We start from the raw sequence: 18,200 nt of genomic DNA on the forward strand, positions 1-18,200 counted from the left end.
AGGTTATAAGGTGATACCGGGTACGATTCCGACTTCTTATTTGGTCCCGACAGCGGATACTGAAGCGACGGGTGTGGTTTCGTTGAGTGCCAGGGCCGCTATGCTGAATAATGTGGATAGCGCGCCTTTAAGCAATGGCGGCGACGTTGATCTTTATGATGCATTCTACCAACGACTTTTGGCGCTTCCTGAGTCAGCCTCTTCTGAAACGCTTAAAGATAGCATTTATCAAGAGATGAATGCCTTCAAAGATCCGAAAAGTGGTGATTCGGCTTTTGTTTCTTTTGAGCAGCAAACGGCTATGCTACAAAACATGTTAGCAAAAGTTGAACCGGGCACTCATTTATATGAGGCTTTAAACGGGGTATTAGTTGGTACAATGAATGCGCAGTCACAAATGACCTCCTGGATGCAGGAGATTATTTTATCGGGCGGGGAAAACAAAGAGGCAATTGACTGGTGACCCCCATTGCTGGCGATTTGTGATAAGGTATGGTGTATACATTAGCAAATAATGCAGAAAATGCACCATGCCAGTGTATCTATCTTATTGATGTATATGGATTATTAAGGTGTCTACCAGCCGTTTTATTCTGAAATGATTATATTAATATTGTAAGCTTCCATTACAAAATTGTGCATAAAGTTTGTAAGAGTATCTTTTTGTGACGAAATGAACGCGCGTTGGAATGTAATTATTGGCTATAATAATAAAAAAATCGGATTTAAATCATCTCTGTGAGTTTTAATTATTTGTTTATAAGAATATAACGATTTTGAGTTCCTTATAGCACACAGGATAAAATATGGTATTGCCTTCAATGAATAAATCAGTTGAGGCCATTAGCAATAATCACCTTCAACAGCCGAACAAATTTCCATTAATAAATGGATTAGCTGACGTAAGAGACTATTATGTCGCAAACTGCTTATTGTTTAAACTTAATAAAGGCAGTTTGCGAATTGAAAACGAATTTGGGGAGTTCATCGAACAATCTGCGCCGTGTTTATTTTTATTGGAAAAAGATCAAACAATCACGCTTAGTATGAGCGAAATAGAAGGGCATATTGATTTTTCTTCACTGGAAGTTTCCTATGACTTAATGCAAAAATTCTACAAAGTTTTTTACAGTACAAGAAACTATAATGATCGAGAGCTATCATTAAAAACGAAACCAAAGTATTTTTTTCATGCGGACTTGTTGCCAGGGATGAGTGATACTTTTGACTCTATTTTGCATGGTGTGGCATGTCCACGGGTTTGTAGTAACGTGAGTATTGATGATCATGATTATTCATATTTCTCATTGATGTATCTTATATCAGCATTTGTACGTAAGCCCGGTGGGTTTGATTTCCTTGAGCGAGCAATAAAAATTACGACAAAAGAGAAAGTTTATAACATTATTATCAGCGATCTCACCCGCAAATGGTCACAGGCTGAGGTAGCAGGAAAGCTGTTTATGAGCGTATCAAGTCTGAAGCGAAAACTGGCCGCTGAAGAGGTGAGTTTTAGCAAAATATATCTGGATGCTCGTATGAATCAGGCTATAAAATTATTACGTATGGGGGCTGGAAATATTTCACAAGTCGCGACGATGTGTGGCTATGATACGCCTTCTTATTTTATCGCTATTTTTAAACGGCATTTTAAGATTACACCGCTTAGCTTTATGCGTACGATGAACCATTGATTTGTGAAATTATTTTAAACGTTACTATCTGTTTGCGTTACAGATACCAAATATTTTTTTAATCGTAGTGTATATTTCAGTATCGCTACACCAGTGATATATAGTTAATGAAAGGGAATCGAAAGCGTTCATTGCCAGACATACATGGCCACCAGGCGTCGGGTAATCGTTGTACTCTAAGAGATTACAGTAAAGTAAAACAGCAAATTTAATCATTATCAGATTTGTAAAAGGAATTCATTTCGGTAACGACATTGCGCATGTAATAACGTATCTGGTCTTATTACCTTTGTAGTAAGAAGGCGTTATCTACTTGCGCAGTAGTCGCCCAGGAAGAAAAATCATTACCGAAGCTGTGGTCAGTTTTCAAAAAAGGATAAATAAATGAGAAATGTAATTATATACGGTATTAACTGGACTAATTGTTATGCCCTTCAGTCTATTTTTAAGCAAAAATATCCGGAAAAGTGCGTTAAAACGTGTAACTCATTAACTGCACTTTTGCATTCTCTATCCGATATGCCGGACGCCGGGCTGATTTTAGCTTTGAACCCGCATGAGCATGTTTATCTTTTTCATGCGTTGCAGACGCGGTTGCAGAACCGTAAAGTTTTGGTAGTGGCAGATCGCTTGTATTATATCGATCGCTGTGTGCTGCAATATTTTGGCGTTATGGATTATGTTTTAAAAGACGAACTATCCTGCGCTATCCGCTCGGATCGAGAGAAGCTTCGTCTTCCGGAAGCCTGGCTGCGTTTCTGCCACAGGCCACAAAAGAAAACCGTGGCTGCTACGTATGCTTTTAATGCCGGCGAGACGCCGGAAGAGGTATTGTTTAATATCAATCAATACGCCTGGTGGAATCTACCTCCCGGCGTCACTCAGGCGAAATATGCGCTGCTGATATTATTATCCTCGGGACATCCGGCAATTGAACTGGCGAAAAAATTTGGTCTGGGAACAAAAACCGTTAGTATTTATCGTAAGAAGGTTATGTATCGTTTGGGGATGGACTCTTCACCGCTATCGCTGTTCCGGGGACTGAAACTAGACGCGCATTTACAGCGCACTGCTTTTGCACATAACCCTGCTGTACCTGACGATAATTGCGCGTTACCGATTGCGGTAGGAATGAATTAAACTATTTTTTATCATTTATGACCATGTGTTGAGTTTTTATTATAAAAAAGATTTTTTGAGTAGTAATTCTTATATATAATCATCCGGAGGTGGTTGGTAGCCTGGCTCAATCATTGAGGCATATTTTTGCAGGCAATATATTGAATCTGAAAAGTTAAAGATGATATTTTCGGTGCAGGAGCTATCATGTGGAGGGAGAAGTATGCTAAGTCCTACGACTCGTAATATGGGGGCGAGTTTATCGCCTCAGTCTGACGTCAGCGGGGAGCTAAACACCGAAGCATTGACCTGTATTGTTGAGCGTCTGGAAAGTGAAATTATAGATGGCAGCTGGATTCATATCAGTTACGAGGAAACCGATCTCGAAATGATGCCTTTTCTTGTTGCACAGGCCAATAAGAAGTATCCAGAGTTAAATCTTAAATTTGTTATGTCAGTCCATGAGCTTGTTTCCTCTATAAAGGAGACCAGAATGGAAGGCGTTGAATCTGCCCGATTTATCGTAAATATGGGAAGTTCAGGTATCCATGTTTCAGTCGTCGATTTTAGAGTTATGGACGGAAAGACATCGGTGATTTTGTTCGAACCAGCAGCGTGTAGCGCTTTTGGACCTGCTTTACTGGCATTGAGGACCAAAGCAGCTCTTGAACGTGAACAATTGCCTGATTGTTATTTTGCTATGGTCGAGCTGGACATTCAACGAAGCTCTTCTGAATGCGGTATTTTTAGCCTGGCGCTCGCCAAAAAACTTCATCTTGAATTTATGAACTTAGTAAAAATTCATGAAGATAATATTTGTGAACGTCTGTGTGGTGAAGAACCTTTTCTCCCGTCCGATAAAGCAGACCGCTATCTGCCGGTGAGTTTTTACAAACATACTCAAGGCGTACAACGATTAAATGAATATGTGCAGGCCAATCCGGCGGCGGGAAGCAGTATAGTAAACAAAAAGAATGAAACGCTTTATGAGCGATTCGATAACAATGCCGTTATGCTAAACGATAAAAAACTCTCTATATCCGCTCATAAAAAAAGGATAGCTGAATATAAGTCTTTACTTAAACCGTAATGAAGTTATAAGGTTGCCTGCCAGAGGTAATCCTTCCAGCGCCATAAGACTACTCTATATTATGACTGTATGTTTCCTGAATAGCAGGCAAAAAAGTGTTAACCTTGCGCCTCTGGTACGATTTCATTACGCCTGTCGCGCCATGTTGCGTAAATAAATACCGCAATAAACACGATGGCAAATAATACCACGATGGTCGGCGCTGGCGCGCTATCAAGATAAAAAGACAGATAGACGCCCGCAAAAGCGGTAATAACTGACAGACTCACCGCTAATCCCAGCGCGCGCGCAAAGCGTCGCGTCAGCAAAATGGCAATTGCGCCGGGGGCGATAAGCAATGAAATCGACAGAATAATGCCCACCGATTTCAGCGTGGCGACGATAGTCAGCGCAATCATACATAGCAGGCCATAATGCAGTAGCGTCGTATTCAGCCCGCTGGCTTTCGCCTGGTGCGGGTCAAAAGCGTGTAGCAGGAGATCTTTCCATTTCAGCCCTATGATTAACGCAATACCCAGTGCAATAACCGACGTTTGTACGATATCCCCCAGCGATACGCCCAGCATATCCCCAAACAGGATGTGATCCAGATGCACTTCCGATTGAATAGAAACATAGAGCACCAGACCTGCGCCAAACATCCCGGAAAAGACGATGCCCATCACCGTATCACGTTTGATGCGGCTGTTATCGTCCAGATAGCCGGTCGCGATAGCGCAAAATAATCCGGCAATGAAAGCGCCAATCGCCAGGGGGATCCCCACAATATATGCCAGCACGACCCCGGGGAATACCGCATGACTCATTGCGTCGCCCATTAACGCCCAGCCTTTTAACACTAAAAACACGGACAGTAAGGCGCAGGGAATCGCCACAATGACCGAAACCATAAGGGCGTTCACCATAAAATCAAACTGAAAGGGTTCCAGTAACGTTGTTAAGAACATGTCGGCTCCTTCTGCAGGCGGGCGCGTCGACGGTTGGCTAACAGACCGTGTTTCGGGGCGAAAATAAAGGCTGTGATGAACAGTAAGGTTTGCATGACGACAATAATTCCACCCGTGGCGCCATCCAGCCAGTAGCTAAGCCATGCGCCCAGAAAACTGGTCAGGCTGCCAATCACGACGGCAATCATGAGCAGACGTGGAAAACGGTCGGTGAGTAACCAGGCCGTCGCGCCCGGCGTGACGACGAGACAGATCACCAGGAACGCCCCAACGGTTTGCAGGGCCGCCACGGTGGAGACGGACAACAGAGTGAAAAACAACAGCTTTAGTCGACCCGGATTAAGCCCGATAGAACGCGCATGGGTTTCATCGAAAAAGACGACCATTAAATCTTTCCATTTTAACAGCAGAATCGTCAGCGAGACCGCGCCGATAATCGCCAGTTGCGCAATATCCGCTGGCGCGATCGCCAGCACGTTGCCGAGAATAATCGTCTGGATATTCACCGACATCGGATTGAGCGACACCATAAAAAGGCCGACGCCAAAAAAAGAGGAGAAGATAAGCCCGATAATCGCGTCTTCTTTCAGGCGTGAGCGTTGGTTAAGAAAGAGCATACTGCCTGCCGCCAGTCCGCCGGAAAGAAACGCGCCGAGCGAGAAGGGCAGCCCTAACATCCAGGCGCCAGCGACGCCAGGCACAATAGAGTGAGATAGCGCATCGCCAATGAGCGACCAGCCTTTGAGCATCAAATAGCAGGAGAGAAACGCGCACAGACCGCCCACCATCGCGGAGACCCACATCGCGTTGAGCATATACTGGTAGCCAAACGGCTCAACAAGCCAGTTCATGACGATTTTCCTCCGCTGGCCACGCGCCGGGAAATAAAGGGGCGCTCGTCATCGGTGATGATGTGCTCTTCACCTCCGCTTAGCGCGATATGACGTAGAACGCCGCTAAACGCCTGTTCCAGATTCGCGGCGGTAAACGTGGTTTCGGTAGGGCCGCTGGCCAGTACGGTTCCTTTAATCATTACCGTATAGTCGCAAAACTCGGTGACGGAGCCGAGATTATGCGTTGAGACCAGCATCGTGCGGCCTTCATCGCGCAGTTCCCGCAGTAGATCGATGATTCGCGCTTCGGTTTTTACATCCACGCCGGTAAAAGGTTCATCCAGCAGGATTACTTGTCCATCCTGAGCGATGGCCCTGGCAAGAAACACACGTTTTTTCTGCCCGCCGGACAGCTCGCCAATCTGCCTGTGACGATATTCCTGCATATCCACCCGCGCCAGCGCGGCGTCAACACAGGCGTGATCATGCGCAGTGGGACGGCGTAGCCAGCCCATATGGCCGTAGCGTCCCATCATCACCACATCTTCTACCAGCACCGGAAATGACCAGTCCACTTCTTCCGATTGCGGAACATAAGCAATGAGGTTTTTTTTCAGCGCCTTGTTGACTGACTGTTGCAGGATAGTGATATCGCCCTGCGCAAGATGCACAAAGCCCATTAACGCTTTAAATAACGTAGACTTACCGGAACCATTTACGCCTACCAGCGCGGCGATTGAACCGCCAGGCACCTGAAAAGTGGCGTCCCGTAGGGCGGTATGACCGTTGCGATACGTCACCGTGACTTGATCAACGGTAATCGCAGATTGACTCATTGTTGACTCCTCAGTCCGTCGTTAATGCCGTTGACGATGGTTTCGGTCGTGACGCGCAGCAGATCCAGATAGGTTGGCACAGGGCCGTCAGCGGCGCTCAGAGAATCGACATACAGTACGCCGCCATAATGCGCGCCGGATTCACGCGCGACCTGACGGGCCGGTTTATCGGAAACCGTACTCTCGCTAAAGATGGCGGGAATATGGTGCTTTTTAATGGTATCAATCACTTTACGCACCTGTTTTGGCGTCCCCTGTTGATCGGCGTTAATTGGCCAGAGATAAAGCTCTTTCATGTCGTTATCGCGCGCCAGGTAAGAGAACGCGCCTTCACTGGTGACCAGCCAGCGCTGATCGGCGGGAATTTTTTCCAGTTCGGCACGCAACGGATCGGCCATCTGGCGAATTTTCGCTTTATAGCGTTCGGCGTTTTGCTTATAGATCTGCGCATTATCCGGATCGTACTTCACCAGGGCGTCGCGAATGTTATCGACATAAATCAGCGCGTTTTCTGCCGACATCCAGGCGTGCGGGTTCGGTTTACCGTTATACGGGCCTTCGGTAATGCCCATCGGTTTGACACCGGTGGAGACGACGACTTCCGGCACGCCGGAAAGGTGCTGATAAAAGCGGGCGAACCATCGCTCCAGGTTCAGACCATTCGCGAGGATAAGCTGTGCCCCCTGCGCTCGTTTAATATCGCCGGGCGTTGGCTGATACTCATGGATTTCAGCGCCGGGCTTGGTAATTGAGCTGACTTCCGCTGCGTCGCCCGCCACGTTTTTCGCCATGTCGGCAATAACGGTAAACGTGGTGATGACTTTAAATTTCTCTTTTGCATAGGCTGGCGATAGCGCGAGTATCGCAACAATACCGGCAATCAGGAGTGTTTTCAGACGATGTAGATTCGTCATAGTATCCCTCGCAACAATGTGGTTAATTAATCATCGAATATAGCCTTTGCTATGTTATATAGCACAAGGTATGAATAAATGAAAATAATTCTTATTTGCGAAATGGCGACGATATGCAGTGATAGTGCTAAAGAGGGATAAGGTGTAAAATAAATACACCTTAATGTTCGGAGAGAGCACGATGCCTGGTAAACGTATCGCTCGTGAAAAACTGACGATCAAAAAAATGATCGCGCTGTATGAAAGCCAGTGCCCACAGGCGTCAGCGGTGCAGGGGCATTACGACGCGCTGTTCGCCTACGCGCAAAAACGTCTTGATAAATGCGTATTTGGCGAGGAAAAACCCGCCTGTAAGCAGTGCCCGGTGCACTGCTATCAGCCGGCTAAACGCGAGGAGATGAAGCAGATTATGCGTTGGGCAGGTCCGCGAATGCTTTGGCGGCATCCTGTCCTGACCGTGCGGCACCTTATCGACGATAAGCGCCCCGTTCCGGAATTGCCGGAAAAATATCAGCGCAAGAAGTGAAGGGGAAGCGCCAGGCCTACGGCGCGCATCATCTCCTGGCCGGATCAGATCCGGCAACCCGTTACGCTAACGCGTCTTTATCAATACCCAATCGCTTCATACGCGACAGCAGGGTGGTTCGTTTAAGCCCCAGACGCTGCGCCGCGCCTTTTGGTCCAGCCACTACGCCATTGGTCTCTTTCAGCACGCGTATAATAAGCTGATATTCATCTTCGCCTTCTTTGGCGCTTTCAGTCGCAACAGGCGAAGTATCGGGCGTTACGGCGGTAATATCCGGCAGCGACAGTTGTAGCACATTGCCGCGCGTCAGCAGCACGGCGCGCTCGACGACATTCTCCAGCTCGCGAACGTTCCCCGGCCATTCCATGCCGCTGAGCGTGCGCAGCGTTTCGGCGGGAATGCTGTCGATATTACGCCCCATTCGGCGGGCGATTTTGAAGGTGAACGCTTTGACCAGTAGTGGAATATCTTCCGGACGTTCGCGTAACGGAGGAAGCTGGATCGGAAATACATTCAGCCGATAGTAGAGATCGTTACGGAATTCGCGATCGGCGACCATTTTTTTCAGATCGCGGTTAGTCGCGGCGATCAGCCGCACGTCGGTCTGGATCAGTTTATTGCTGCCGAGACGTTCAAACTCTTGCTCCTGAAGGACGCGCAGCAGCTTAGGCTGTAGCTCCAGCGGCATGTCGCCCACTTCATCCAGAAACAGCGAGCTTTTATCCGCCAGCTCGAAACGGCCAATCCGCTGCGCGCTGGCGCCGGTAAACGCGCCGCGCTCATGACCAAACAAATCGCTTTCCAGCAGCCCCGCCGGCATCGCGGCGCAGTTCATCTTTACCATCCTGCGCCCGCTACGTCCGCTCAGGTTGTGAATGGCGCGGGCAATCAACTCTTTACCGGTTCCCGTTTCGCCCAGAATCAGCACGGTACTGTCGCTTTGCGCCACCATCTCAACCTGCTTTAGCACGTTGTACATCGCTTCGCTGCGTCCGATGATCTCGCCAAACTCGCTGTCGACGTTATTAAGCTGCTCTGTGAGCGCCAGGTTTTCGTCGACCAGGCGTTCCTTCAGTCGGTGGATTTCCTGATAGGCCAGCGCATTATCCACGGCAATGGCTACCCGTTCGGCAATCTGACGCAGCAGCTTGAGGTTGGCGGTGGTAAACACTTTTTCTTCGCACTGCGCCAGTTTGAGCACGCCAAGCATCGTCTTGCCGGACATCAACGGCAGCAGGCAAAGCGTCTGGATCTGATTGCCCCAGGTATCGAACAGCATGCGTTCGTAGGGGGCAAGCGGATCGCGTTCGTTGAGGTTGATAAGCAGCATCTCTTTACTTTTAAAGACGCGCTCCGTGAGCGTGCCGGCTTCGTCGACTTCGCTCTGTTCGTGCGCCGGATGATGCTCATCAAGGTAGTGGGTGGAGTAGATATTCAGCTTATTTTTGCGATGGCTGCGCAACACGATGCTGATCGCGTCGATATTGAAATAGTGGTGGATCTCTTTTGCGACTTCGCTTACCAGCTCATCAATATCCAGACGCGACAGGACGGCGTTGGTAATCGCAACCAGAATACGGAAGTTATCGCGTTCGCGGCACAACAGATCATAATCGACATTATTGTTTACCCGGTTTTGAATTTGCTCGGCGACCACGCCGACAATTTGGGTAAACGTATGCAGACGGTCATATTCCTTTTCACTCCAGGGGCGATCTTCCTGACGGATGAATTCGCAGCCGCCGAAAATACGGCCCTCCGCGGCTAAAGGAAGCAGACAGTAATGACCAAATTCAGGGTAGAGGCCGCTCGCGGCAAGCTGCGGCCAGGTTTCGGTAAACTCATGGAAATTACAGTGCAATGCATCGGGGCGAGAAAGGATGCGACGTACCGGGCCGTGCGCCAGTACGGTTTCATCTTCATATTCAACAGGACGGCCATTTTCTCGCGTCGCATAATATTGTGCGCGTTGCGACTGCGCCTGCCATAGCACAATGCCGGCGCTGTCGGCGAGCGCTGAACGCTTTACCAGTTGCGAAAGCGCTTCACTGAGCGACGCCAAATCGGGCTGCTGCAATAAGGTACGAGTGATATCGAACAAGCCTTGCTGTCCAAGATCGCTCATGGGTGTATACGACATGTTGCTTTTCCAGGAAAATACCGCAAAACGGTGCGAAAACGGTAAATGAATTATAGGTATAAGTCGTAAGTTATTGCCGGATGGCTGACCGCAAACTCGCTGGTCACACAATCCGTAGGCCTGATAAGCAAAGCGCCATCAGGCGTTAATGCAGCGTTAATGCCGGATGTCGACGCAAATGCGTCTTATCCGGCCTACAGTATGCTGCCAACAGGCTGCTAGCATATACGAGGTAATGGTTCGGCGTGTGGCAAATCAAGGGTTCGCTTCACGCCATAGAGTCCGGCTAAGCGAACGCCTTTGCGTTCCACGACTTCGCCAATCAGCGCTGCATCACGTCCCAGCGGATGCGCGCGTAATGCCGCCAACGCCCGATCTGCGGCCTGCCGTTCAACGGCAATCACCAGTTTTCCTTCGTTGGCAAAGTTCAGGGCATCCAGCCCCAACAGCTCGCAGACGCCGCGCACGGCAGGTTTGAGCGGCAGTGCGGATTCGGACAATTCAATACCGTAACCGCAGGACGCCGCAAACTCATGGGCGACCGCATTCACGCCGCCGCGCGTGGCGTCACGCAATGCCTTCACTCCGTCAATATGACGCAGCGTCTGAATAAGCGGCGTTAATACTGCGCAGTCGCTCGCCAGCTCGCCATCCAGTCCCAGTTGCTCACGCAGGTTGAGAATAGTGGCACCGTGATCGCCAAGCGTACCGCTGACTAACAGCACATCGCCAACGCTCAGCGTTTGCGCGCCCCAGTGAATATCGGCGGGAATCGCCCCCATGCCGGCAGTGTTGATAAATAATTTGTCCGCCGCGCCGCGCTGCACAACTTTGGTGTCGCCGGTTACTATGGCGATACCCGCTTCCCGCGCGGTCGCCGCCATGCTATTGACCACGCTTTTTAACGTCTCCATCGGCAGCCCTTCTTCAAGGATAAAGCCGCAGGAGAGATAGCGGGGGATCGCGCCGCTCACCGCAACGTCGTTCGCCGTACCGCAAATCGCCAGTTTGCCGATATTGCCGCCGGGGAAAAAGAGCGGATCGATCACATAGCTATCGGTAGAAAACGCCAGACGGTCGCCCTCCGCCGTCAGTTGCGCCAGCTCCAGACGCGCCTGATCTTCTTGTTCCGCCAGCCACGGGTTGGCAAAGGCCTCCATAAACAGGCTATTAATCAACTGTTGCATAGCCTGGCCGCCGCTACCGTGGGCGAGTTGTATATTGTTCAAACTTCACACTCCTGCTGACGATACTGATACCAGGCGGCGCATGCGCCTTCGGAAGAGACCATCAGCGCGCCAAACGCGGTCTCTGGATTACATGTTTTACCAAATAGCGGGCACTGATGCGGCTTGCATCTGCCGGTCAGCACTTCGCCGCAGCGGGCGCGCGGATCGTCATAGACCTGCTGCGGCGCTGGGCGGAAATGCGCTTCGGCGTCAAAGCGCTGATACTCTGGCGTCAGGTGGACGCCGGAGGATTCAATCACGCCCAGACCGCGCCACTCGCTATCGCCATTAACGCAGAATACATCGGCGATGGCCTGCTGCGCCAGCATGTTTCCGGCATCCGGCACCACGCGACGGTATTGGTTTTCAACCTGGCTTAGGGCCGCTATTTTCTGCTCAACCAGCATGACCACGCCTTGCAGTAGATCAAGCGGTTCGAATCCAGCCACCACCAGCGGGCGATTAAAATCGGCGGCGATAAACTGGTACGCCTCGGTGCCGATGACCATGCTGACGTGGCCTGGCGCAAGAAAGGCGTCAATGCCGTTGTCCGGCTGCTCCAGTAGGCTACGCAGCGTCGGGATCAGCGTAATGTGCTGGCAGAAAAAGTAGAAGTTTCGCACGTCACGCTGTTTTGCCTGCTGTAGCGTGATGGCGGTGGTCGGCATGGTGGTTTCAAAGCCCAGCCCGAAAAATACCACTTTGCGGGTCGGGTTATCCTGCGCCAGTTTCAGCGCGTCCATCGGAGAATAAACAATACGCACATCCGCGCCGCGCGCTTTAGCCTGCAACAGAGACCCCTGTTTCCCCGGCACGCGCATGGCATCGCCAAAGGTGCAGAAAATCACCTCCGGATGGCTGGCGATTTCCACGCAACTGTCGATGCGTCCCATCGGCAGCACGCAGACCGGACAACCGGGGCCGTGAATAAACTCCACGTTTTCGGGCAGTAACTGATCGAGACCAAATTTAAAAATCGCGTGGGTATGACCCCCGCAGACTTCCATAATGCGCAACGGACGTTCGGCAGTGTAAGGAAGAAGGGCGGCGCGTTCACGCAGGTGTTCAATGAGCTGCATTACCTGTTCCGGCGCACGGTACTCGTCAACAAAACGCATTATCTCTCCTCACCATACAGCAGTGCGCCGACGTCCGGCTCAACATCAAACATATTTTGTAGCGCGTCGAGCGTGTCGCGCGCTTCCGCTTCGTTAATGACGCTCATGGCGAATCCGACATGAACCAGCACCCACTGACCCAGACGCGGCTGACCGTTTTCATCACAACTGCCGACTAATGTGAGATCGACGTCGCGCTGAATGCCGCAGACGTCAACTTTTGCCTGATTGCCGTCAATGGCGCGGATTTGACCCGGCACGCCTATGCACATCGCTGCGCCTCCAGCCAGGCCAGCCACTGATCCATGCCTTCGCCGCTGGTGGCGGAAATCAGGATAATTTCAATCTCCGGGTTCACTTCACGCGCGCTGGCGATGCACTTCTCAACGTCAAAATTGAGGTAGGGCAGCAGATCGACTTTATTGAGCAGCATGAGCGACGCAGCGGCAAACATATGGGGATATTTCAGCGGCTTATCTTCACCTTCGGTCACGGAAAGCACTGCGACTTTATGCTTTTCGCCCAGATCGAAGCTGGCCGGGCAGACAAGGTTACCGACGTTTTCGATAAACAGAATACCATGGTCATCCAGCGGCAGGCGCGGCGCGGCGTCGGCGATCATTTGCGCGTCAAGATGGCAGCCTTTACCGGTGTTGACCTGAATGGCGGGCGTGCCGGTAGCACGGATGCGGGCGGCGTCGTTCACTGTCTGCTGGTCGCCTTCAATCACCGCGCACGGTACACGGTCTTTCAATTTCATCAGCGTTTCGGTCAGCAGGGTGGTTTTACCGGATCCGGGGCTGGACACCAGGTTGAGCACCAGTTGCTGGCGGGCGGCGAAACGGGCGCGGTTGCGCTCAGCCAGACGATTATTTTTGTCCAGCACGTCGATTTCAACCTCCAGCATCCGCCGCTGACTCATACCAGGCGCGTGGGTTCCGGCTTCGCCGTGGCCGTAATGCAGATCGCCTTCTGCGGTCTGACTTGGGGCAAAGTCAGGCTTTTTAATGCCGGTAATATTCAGCGCCGGGCGAGCCGCTGGGGCAAAGGGCGCGCTACGAAACGCTGAGTGCGGATTATGTTCATCGCCTTCTATATAAAGGTTGCCTTCAGCGCAACCGCAAGTCGTACACATCGCTTACTCCTGATCTTTTTCTTGTTACAGGCTTTCTGCCGGATGGCGACGCGAGCGTCTATCCGGCATTAATCTTCAGTTTCATCAATCTCTATGCGCCGAATTTGTAAGCCGTCATCGGCCACAATTCGCAGCGTATCGCTATGACATTGCGGACAACGACGTACACGGTGGGTTAACAACGTGACATATTGTTGACAATGCTCACACCAGCATTCGGCTTCCTGTTCTTCGAGGTGCAGTTTACAACCTTCTGCTATCGTGCCGCGGCATACCAGATCAAAACAAAAGGAAAGAGCGCTGGTTTCCACGCAAGAAAATGCGCCAATTTTGATCCAGACGGCTGTCACACGTTTTGCACCGTATGCTGAAGCCTGTTGTTCAATCAATTCCAGTGCCCGTTGGCAGAGGGTGATTTCGTGCATATCGCCTCCCGTAGTGGTTGCCCCTGTAAAGCAATATTTATGCCAATATTTGTATCCCCTGGCAGGTTAATGTCGACGATGACGAAATGACATGTCGTCACCGCGTCGAAACGGCAGTAACTGCGCTCGTCTGCCATTAAAAACAACAAGTTAAAAATTGGCATGGAAAATGCTTAACGCAGGCATCTCTGTTAAACGGGTAACCTGACATGACTATTTGGGAAATAAGCGAAAAGGCCGATTACATCGCGCAACGGCATCGTCGCCTACAGGACCAGTGGCATATTTACTGCAACTCGCTGGTTCAGGGGATCACCCTCTCGAAAGCGCGCCTGCATCACGCAATGAGCTGCGCGCCGGAAAGGGATCTTTGCTTTGTCCTGTTTGAGCACTTTCGTATTTACGTCGCGTTGGCGGATGGTTTTAACAGCCACACCATTGAGTACTACGTTGAAACCAAAGATGGCGAAGATAAACAATTGATTGCACAGGCGCAGCTCGATATCGACGGCAAGGTTGACGAACGGGTTAACAACCGCGATCGCGAGCAGGTGCTGGAGCACTATCTGGAAAAAATCGCCAGCGTTTACGACAGCCTCTATACCGCTGTAGAAACCAACTCGCCGGTTAATTTGCGTCAATTGGTAAAGGGAAACAGCCCGGCGGTATAAGCCTGAGGCGTTGCCCGCTTTGATTCGCGATGTGGCGTTGCGCCATGTCATGAATGTTTTGGGGATGGGCGTGTCGATAAGTGTCGAAAATGACATTTCAACGGCATGTTTTCGTCAAAAATGACAATCACCTGAGGAATGCCTGGTGAATCGTTTTGTAATTGCTGACTCCACTCTCTGTATCGGCTGCCACACCTGTGAGGCCGCCTGTTCAGAGACGCATCGCCAGCATGGCCTGCAGTCAATGCCGCGCCTGAAAGTGATGCTGAATGAAAAAGAATCTGCGCCGCAGCTTTGTCACCACTGTGAAGATGCGCCATGCGCCACGGTATGCCCGGTTAACGCGATTAATCGCGTTGACGGCGCTGTCCAGCTTAATGAAAGCCTGTGCGTGAGCTGTAAACTGTGCGGTATTGCCTGTCCGTTTGGCGCTATTGAGTTTTCCGGCAGCCGTCCGCTGCATATTCCGGCGAACGCCAATACGCCGAAAGCGCCGCCAGCGCCGCCAGCGCCTGCGCGCGTCAGTACGTTGCTCGACTGGGTACCGGGCGTACGCGCTATCGCGGTGAAATGCGACCTGTGCAGCTTTGACGAGCAAGGCCCGGCCTGTGTGCGGATGTGCCCGACTAAAGCGCTACACCTGGTGGATAACACGGATATCGCCCGCGCCAGCAAACGTAAACGTGAGCTGACGTTTAATACCGATTTTGGCGATCTCACCTTGTTTCAGCAGGCTCAGAGTGGGGATGCATAATGAGTTCACTTTCACTGATTACTAGCGGCGTCGCGTGGTTTGCCGCCGCCGCCGTTCTGGCGTTTCTGTTTTCGTTTCATAAAGCGCTGAGCGGCTGGATTGCCGGTATCGGCGGCGCGGTCGGCAGCCTGTGTACGGCTGGCGCGGGGTTCACCGCGCTGACCAGCGCCGTTACGGTGAGCGGCGTGATGCCGTTTACCGGTCACATGCTGCAAATTACGCCGCTGAATGCTATCTGGCTGATTACGCTGGGGCTGTGCGGTCTGTTCGTCAGCCTGTTCAATATCGACTGGCATCGCCATCCACAGGTAAAAGCCAACGGGCTGTTAATCAACCTGCTAATGGCGGCAGCCGTCTGCGCCGTGGTCGCCAGTAATCTGGGGACGATGGTGGTGATGGCGGAAATCATGGCGCTCTGCGCCGTGTTCCTCACCGGCGGTAGCAAAGAGGGCAAACTGTGGTTTGCGCTGGGCCGTCTCGGTACGCTGCTGCTGGCAATCGCCTGCTGGCTGGTGTGGCAGCGCTACGGCACGCTGGATCTGGGGCTGCTGGATCAACGCGCTCAGCAACTGCCGCTGGGCTCCGATATCTGGCTGCTCGGCGTTATCGGTTTTGGTCTGCTGGCCGGGATTATCCCGCTACACGGTTGGGTGCCGCAGGCGCACGCCAACGCCAGCGCTCCCGCCGCCGCGCTGTTCTCGACCGTGGTGATGAAAATCGGGCTGCTGGGCATTCTCACGCTATCTCTGCTTGGCGGCAATGCGCCGCTGTGGTGGGGCGTGGCGCTGTTGGTGCTTGGGATGATCACCGCCTTTGTCGGCGGTCTGTACGCGCTGATGGAGCATAACATTCAGCGCCTGCTGGCCTATCACACGCTGGAAAATATCGGCATCATTTTGCTCGGGCTGGGCGCAGGCGTTACCGGGATTGCTCTCAATCAGCCGGTACTGATCGCGCTGGGTCTGACCGGCGGGCTCTATCACCTGCTGAACCATAGCCTGTTTAAAAGCGTGCTGTTTCTGGGCGCGGGCAGCATCTGGTTCCGTACCGGCCATCGCGATATCGAAAAACTGGGCGGTATTGGTAAACGGATGCCGGTTATTTCTATCGCCATGCTGGTCGGTCTGATGGCGATGGCCGCGCTGCCGCCGCTGAACGGCTTTGCCGGCGAGTGGGTGATTTACCAGTCCTTCTTCAAACTGGGCAACAGCGGCGCGTTTGTTGGTCGTCTGTTAGGACCGCTGCTGGCGGTTGGCCTGGCGATTACCGGCGCGCTGGCGGTGATGTGTATGGCGAAAGTTTACGGCGTGACGTTCCTTGGCGCGCCGCGCACGAAGGAAGCTGAAAACGCCAGCTGCGCGCCGATCCTGATGGGCGTCAGCGTGGTGGCATTGGCGATTTGCTGCGTACTGGGCGGGGTTGCCGCGCCGTGGCTGCTGCCGATGATTTCCACTGCGGTACCGTTGCCGCTGGAAACCGCGCACACCACCGTATCGCAGCCGATGATCACGCTGCTGTTGGTCGCCTGTCCGCTACTGCCGTTCATCATTATGGCGATGTTCAAAGGCAACCGTCTGCCGTCGCGTTCTCGCGGCGCGGCCTGGGTGTGCGGCTACGACCATGAGCAGTCGATGGTGATTACCGCGCACGGTTTCGCCATGCCGGTGAAAGAGGCCTTTGCCCCGGTACTTAAACTGCGTAAATGGCTGAACCCGGTATCGCTGGTGCCGGGCTGGCAGAACGCGGCGGCCGCGGTGCTATTCCGTCGTCTGGCGCTGATTGAGCTGGCGGTGCTGGTGGTGATTGTGGTTTCACGAGGAGCCTGAAAATGAGTGTGTTTTATCCGTTAATTCAGGCGCTGGTGCTATTTGCCGTTGCGCCATTGCTGTCCGGTATTACTCGCGTGGCACGCGCCCGTCTACACAATCGCCGTGGGCCGGGCGTGTTGCAGGAGTACCGCGACATTATCAAACTGCTCGGTCGTCAGAGTATTGCGCCTGCGGATTCCGGCTGGGTTTTTCGCCTGACGCCGTTTGTGATGGTCGGCGTGATGCTGACTATCGCCACCGCGCTGCCGGTCGTCACCGTTGGATCTCCGTTGCCGCAACTGGGTGATTTAATCACCCTGATTTACCTGTTCGCCATCGCCCGTTTCTTCTTCTCTATTGCAGGCCTGGATACCGGCAGTCCGTTCACTGCGATCGGCGCCAGCCGTGAAGCGATGCTCGGCGTGCTGGTGGAGCCGATTCTGCTGCTGGGTCTGTGGGTCGCCGCGCAGGTGGCGGGTTCAACTCATATCAGCAATATCGCCGATACCATTTATCACTGGCCTGTCGCGCGTAGTATTCCGCTGATTCTGGCGCTGTGCGCCTGCGCCTTCGCCACCTTTATCGAAATGGGCAAGCTGCCGTTCGACCTGGCGGAAGCGGAGCAGGAGTTGCAGGAAGGGCCGTTGACCGAATACAGCGGTAGCGGCTTTGCGGTGCTGAAATGGGGCATCAGCCTTAAGCAACTGGTGGTGCTGCAAATGTTCGTCGGCGTGTTTTTGCCGTGGGGACAGATGGAAACCTTCAGCGCAGGCGGACTGTTGCTGGCGCTGGTGATTGCCGTCGTCAAGCTGATTGTCGGCGTACTGGTGATCGCCCTGTTTGAAAACAGCATGGCGCGACTGCGTTTTTGCGCCACTTCACGCGTGACCTGGGCCGGTTTTGGGTTTGCGTTTTTAGCCTTCGTCTCCTTGCTGGCGGCGTGATTTAAGAGAGTTTGAGC

Annotated in this window: 19 protein-coding genes; 9 read left to right on the plus strand and 10 right to left on the minus strand. The window is 52.2% G+C overall.

The annotated features are described in order from the left end of the window. Positions 1-10 precede the first annotated feature (10 nt). The 4 genes from LDB27_RS04830 (at position 11) to avrA (ending at position 3,903) form a co-directional block, all read left to right on the plus strand. The gene (locus LDB27_RS04830; protein ID WP_000612177.1) at positions 11-463 is read left to right on the plus strand and encodes a type III secretion system effector protein OrgC; all 453 of its coding nucleotides are present in this window, start codon (positions 11-13) and stop codon (positions 461-463) included. Positions 464-806: 343 nt separating this feature from the next. Then, positions 807-1,694, plus strand: coding sequence for an invasion transcriptional regulator HilC (gene hilC / locus LDB27_RS04835; RefSeq protein WP_000243998.1), 888 nt, complete (start codon positions 807-809; stop codon positions 1,692-1,694). 384 nt (positions 1,695-2,078) lie between these two features. Further along, on the plus strand, positions 2,079-2,834 hold the full coding sequence (gene sprB / locus LDB27_RS04840) for a transcriptional regulator SprB (protein ID WP_001246665.1): 756 nt from the start codon (positions 2,079-2,081) through the stop codon (positions 2,832-2,834). Between the two features lie 160 nt (positions 2,835-2,994). Further along, a complete protein-coding gene (gene avrA / locus LDB27_RS04845) occupies positions 2,995-3,903 on the plus strand; it encodes a type III secretion system YopJ family effector AvrA (RefSeq protein WP_077906402.1) in 909 nt (302 codons plus the stop codon). Between the two features lie 98 nt (positions 3,904-4,001). Here the strand turns inward: avrA and sitD are convergent, their stop codons facing one another. From sitD to sitA, 4 genes are read right to left on the minus strand one after another with little or no spacing between them, the layout of a single operon-like run. Continuing rightward, on the minus strand, positions 4,002-4,850 hold the full coding sequence (gene sitD, locus LDB27_RS04850; RefSeq protein WP_000480209.1) for an iron/manganese ABC transporter permease subunit SitD: 849 nt from the start codon (positions 4,848-4,850) through the stop codon (positions 4,002-4,004). Next, positions 4,841-5,701: an iron/manganese ABC transporter permease subunit SitC gene (sitC, locus tag LDB27_RS04855; protein WP_001104336.1), complete on the minus strand. Its 861-nt coding sequence runs from the start codon at positions 5,699-5,701 to the stop codon at positions 4,841-4,843. The genes sitD and sitC overlap by 10 nt, the downstream gene beginning before the upstream one ends. After that, positions 5,698-6,519, minus strand: coding sequence for an iron/manganese ABC transporter ATP-binding protein SitB (gene sitB, locus LDB27_RS04860; protein WP_000083153.1), 822 nt, complete (start codon positions 6,517-6,519; stop codon positions 5,698-5,700). The genes sitC and sitB overlap by 4 nt, the downstream gene beginning before the upstream one ends. After that, positions 6,516-7,433: an iron/manganese ABC transporter substrate-binding protein SitA gene (sitA, locus tag LDB27_RS04865; RefSeq protein ID WP_000182930.1), complete on the minus strand. Its 918-nt coding sequence runs from the start codon at positions 7,431-7,433 to the stop codon at positions 6,516-6,518. Before sitA ends, sitB begins: the two co-directional genes overlap by 4 nt. A 181-nt stretch (positions 7,434-7,614) precedes the next feature. Between sitA and LDB27_RS04870 the strand changes: the two genes are divergently transcribed. After that, the gene (locus tag LDB27_RS04870; protein WP_001117938.1) at positions 7,615-7,959 is read left to right on the plus strand and encodes a nitrous oxide-stimulated promoter family protein; all 345 of its coding nucleotides are present in this window, start codon (positions 7,615-7,617) and stop codon (positions 7,957-7,959) included. 61 nt (positions 7,960-8,020) lie between these two features. On the opposite strand, the gene flhA is transcribed toward LDB27_RS04870, so the two are convergent. From flhA to hypA, 6 genes are all read right to left on the minus strand, one after another. Then, positions 8,021-10,099 carry a formate hydrogenlyase transcriptional activator FlhA gene (gene flhA / locus LDB27_RS04875; RefSeq protein WP_000122691.1) on the minus strand — a complete coding sequence of 693 codons (2,079 nt, stop codon included), beginning with the start codon at positions 10,097-10,099 and terminating at the stop codon, positions 8,021-8,023. Positions 10,100-10,317: 218 nt separating this feature from the next. Next, complete coding sequence (gene hypE, locus LDB27_RS04880; protein WP_001059959.1) at positions 10,318-11,328, minus strand: hydrogenase expression/formation protein HypE; 1,011 nt, start codon at positions 11,326-11,328, stop codon at positions 10,318-10,320. After that, positions 11,325-12,446 carry a hydrogenase formation protein HypD gene (gene hypD / locus LDB27_RS04885; protein WP_001212962.1) on the minus strand — a complete coding sequence of 374 codons (1,122 nt, stop codon included), beginning with the start codon at positions 12,444-12,446 and terminating at the stop codon, positions 11,325-11,327. Before hypD ends, hypE begins: the two co-directional genes overlap by 4 nt. Then, entirely contained in the window at positions 12,446-12,718 is a 273-nt protein-coding gene (gene hypC, locus LDB27_RS04890; RefSeq protein ID WP_000334871.1) for a hydrogenase 3 maturation protein HypC, read from the minus strand. Before hypC ends, hypD begins: the two co-directional genes overlap by 1 nt. Beyond that, positions 12,709-13,581: a hydrogenase nickel incorporation protein HypB gene (gene hypB / locus LDB27_RS04895; protein WP_000337631.1), complete on the minus strand. Its 873-nt coding sequence runs from the start codon at positions 13,579-13,581 to the stop codon at positions 12,709-12,711. The genes hypC and hypB overlap by 10 nt, the downstream gene beginning before the upstream one ends. A gap of 68 nt (positions 13,582-13,649) precedes the next feature. Further along, on the minus strand, positions 13,650-14,006 hold the full coding sequence (gene hypA, locus LDB27_RS04900; RefSeq protein ID WP_000544461.1) for a hydrogenase maturation nickel metallochaperone HypA: 357 nt from the start codon (positions 14,004-14,006) through the stop codon (positions 13,650-13,652). A 209-nt stretch (positions 14,007-14,215) separates the two neighbouring features. On the opposite strand from hypA, the gene hycA reads away from it, so the two are divergent. The 4 genes from hycA (at position 14,216) to LDB27_RS04920 (ending at position 18,183) form a co-directional block, all read left to right on the plus strand. Beyond that, the gene (gene hycA / locus LDB27_RS04905) at positions 14,216-14,677 is read left to right on the plus strand and encodes a formate hydrogenlyase regulator HycA (RefSeq protein WP_000158075.1); all 462 of its coding nucleotides are present in this window, start codon (positions 14,216-14,218) and stop codon (positions 14,675-14,677) included. 145 nt (positions 14,678-14,822) lie between these two features. Continuing rightward, entirely contained in the window at positions 14,823-15,431 is a 609-nt protein-coding gene (gene hycB / locus LDB27_RS04910) for a formate hydrogenlyase subunit HycB (RefSeq protein WP_001079163.1), read from the plus strand. Next, on the plus strand, positions 15,431-17,257 hold the full coding sequence (hycC, locus tag LDB27_RS04915) for a formate hydrogenlyase subunit 3 (RefSeq protein ID WP_000097041.1): 1,827 nt from the start codon (positions 15,431-15,433) through the stop codon (positions 17,255-17,257). Before hycB ends, hycC begins: the two co-directional genes overlap by 1 nt. 2 nt (positions 17,258-17,259) lie before the next feature. Then, entirely contained in the window at positions 17,260-18,183 is a 924-nt protein-coding gene (locus LDB27_RS04920) for a respiratory chain complex I subunit 1 family protein (RefSeq protein WP_000110563.1), read from the plus strand. Positions 18,184-18,200: the final 17 nt, after the last annotated feature.

Origin of the sequence: Salmonella sp. JXY0409-18 (assembly GCF_020268625.1) — a bacterium.
GTDB classification, from domain to species: domain Bacteria; phylum Pseudomonadota; class Gammaproteobacteria; order Enterobacterales; family Enterobacteriaceae; genus Salmonella; species Salmonella enterica.

Excerpts from the sequence above, each read along its gene's own strand:
- hypB (WP_000337631.1), bottom strand. The coding sequence starts at position 13,581 with ATGTGTACGACTTGCGGTTGCGCTGAAGGCAACCTTTATATAGAAGGC.
- sitA (WP_000182930.1), bottom strand. The coding sequence starts at position 7,433 with ATGACGAATCTACATCGTCTGAAAACACTCCTGATTGCCGGTATTGTT.
- flhA (WP_000122691.1), bottom strand. The coding sequence starts at position 10,099 with ATGTCGTATACACCCATGAGCGATCTTGGACAGCAAGGCTTGTTCGAT.
- hycA (WP_000158075.1), top strand. The coding sequence starts at position 14,216 with ATGACTATTTGGGAAATAAGCGAAAAGGCCGATTACATCGCGCAACGG.
- hycC (WP_000097041.1), top strand. The coding sequence starts at position 15,431 with ATGAGTTCACTTTCACTGATTACTAGCGGCGTCGCGTGGTTTGCCGCC.
- LDB27_RS04920 (WP_000110563.1), top strand. The coding sequence starts at position 17,260 with ATGAGTGTGTTTTATCCGTTAATTCAGGCGCTGGTGCTATTTGCCGTT.
- LDB27_RS04870 (WP_001117938.1), top strand. The coding sequence starts at position 7,615 with ATGCCTGGTAAACGTATCGCTCGTGAAAAACTGACGATCAAAAAAATG.
- sitB (WP_000083153.1), bottom strand. The coding sequence starts at position 6,519 with ATGAGTCAATCTGCGATTACCGTTGATCAAGTCACGGTGACGTATCGC.
- avrA (WP_077906402.1), top strand. The coding sequence starts at position 2,995 with ATGATATTTTCGGTGCAGGAGCTATCATGTGGAGGGAGAAGTATGCTA.
- sitD (WP_000480209.1), bottom strand. The coding sequence starts at position 4,850 with ATGTTCTTAACAACGTTACTGGAACCCTTTCAGTTTGATTTTATGGTG.
- sprB (WP_001246665.1), top strand. The coding sequence starts at position 2,079 with ATGAGAAATGTAATTATATACGGTATTAACTGGACTAATTGTTATGCC.
- hypC (WP_000334871.1), bottom strand. The coding sequence starts at position 12,718 with ATGTGCATAGGCGTGCCGGGTCAAATCCGCGCCATTGACGGCAATCAG.
- sitC (WP_001104336.1), bottom strand. The coding sequence starts at position 5,701 with ATGAACTGGCTTGTTGAGCCGTTTGGCTACCAGTATATGCTCAACGCG.
- hilC (WP_000243998.1), top strand. The coding sequence starts at position 807 with ATGGTATTGCCTTCAATGAATAAATCAGTTGAGGCCATTAGCAATAAT.
- hypA (WP_000544461.1), bottom strand. The coding sequence starts at position 14,006 with ATGCACGAAATCACCCTCTGCCAACGGGCACTGGAATTGATTGAACAA.
- hypD (WP_001212962.1), bottom strand. The coding sequence starts at position 12,446 with ATGCGTTTTGTTGACGAGTACCGTGCGCCGGAACAGGTAATGCAGCTC.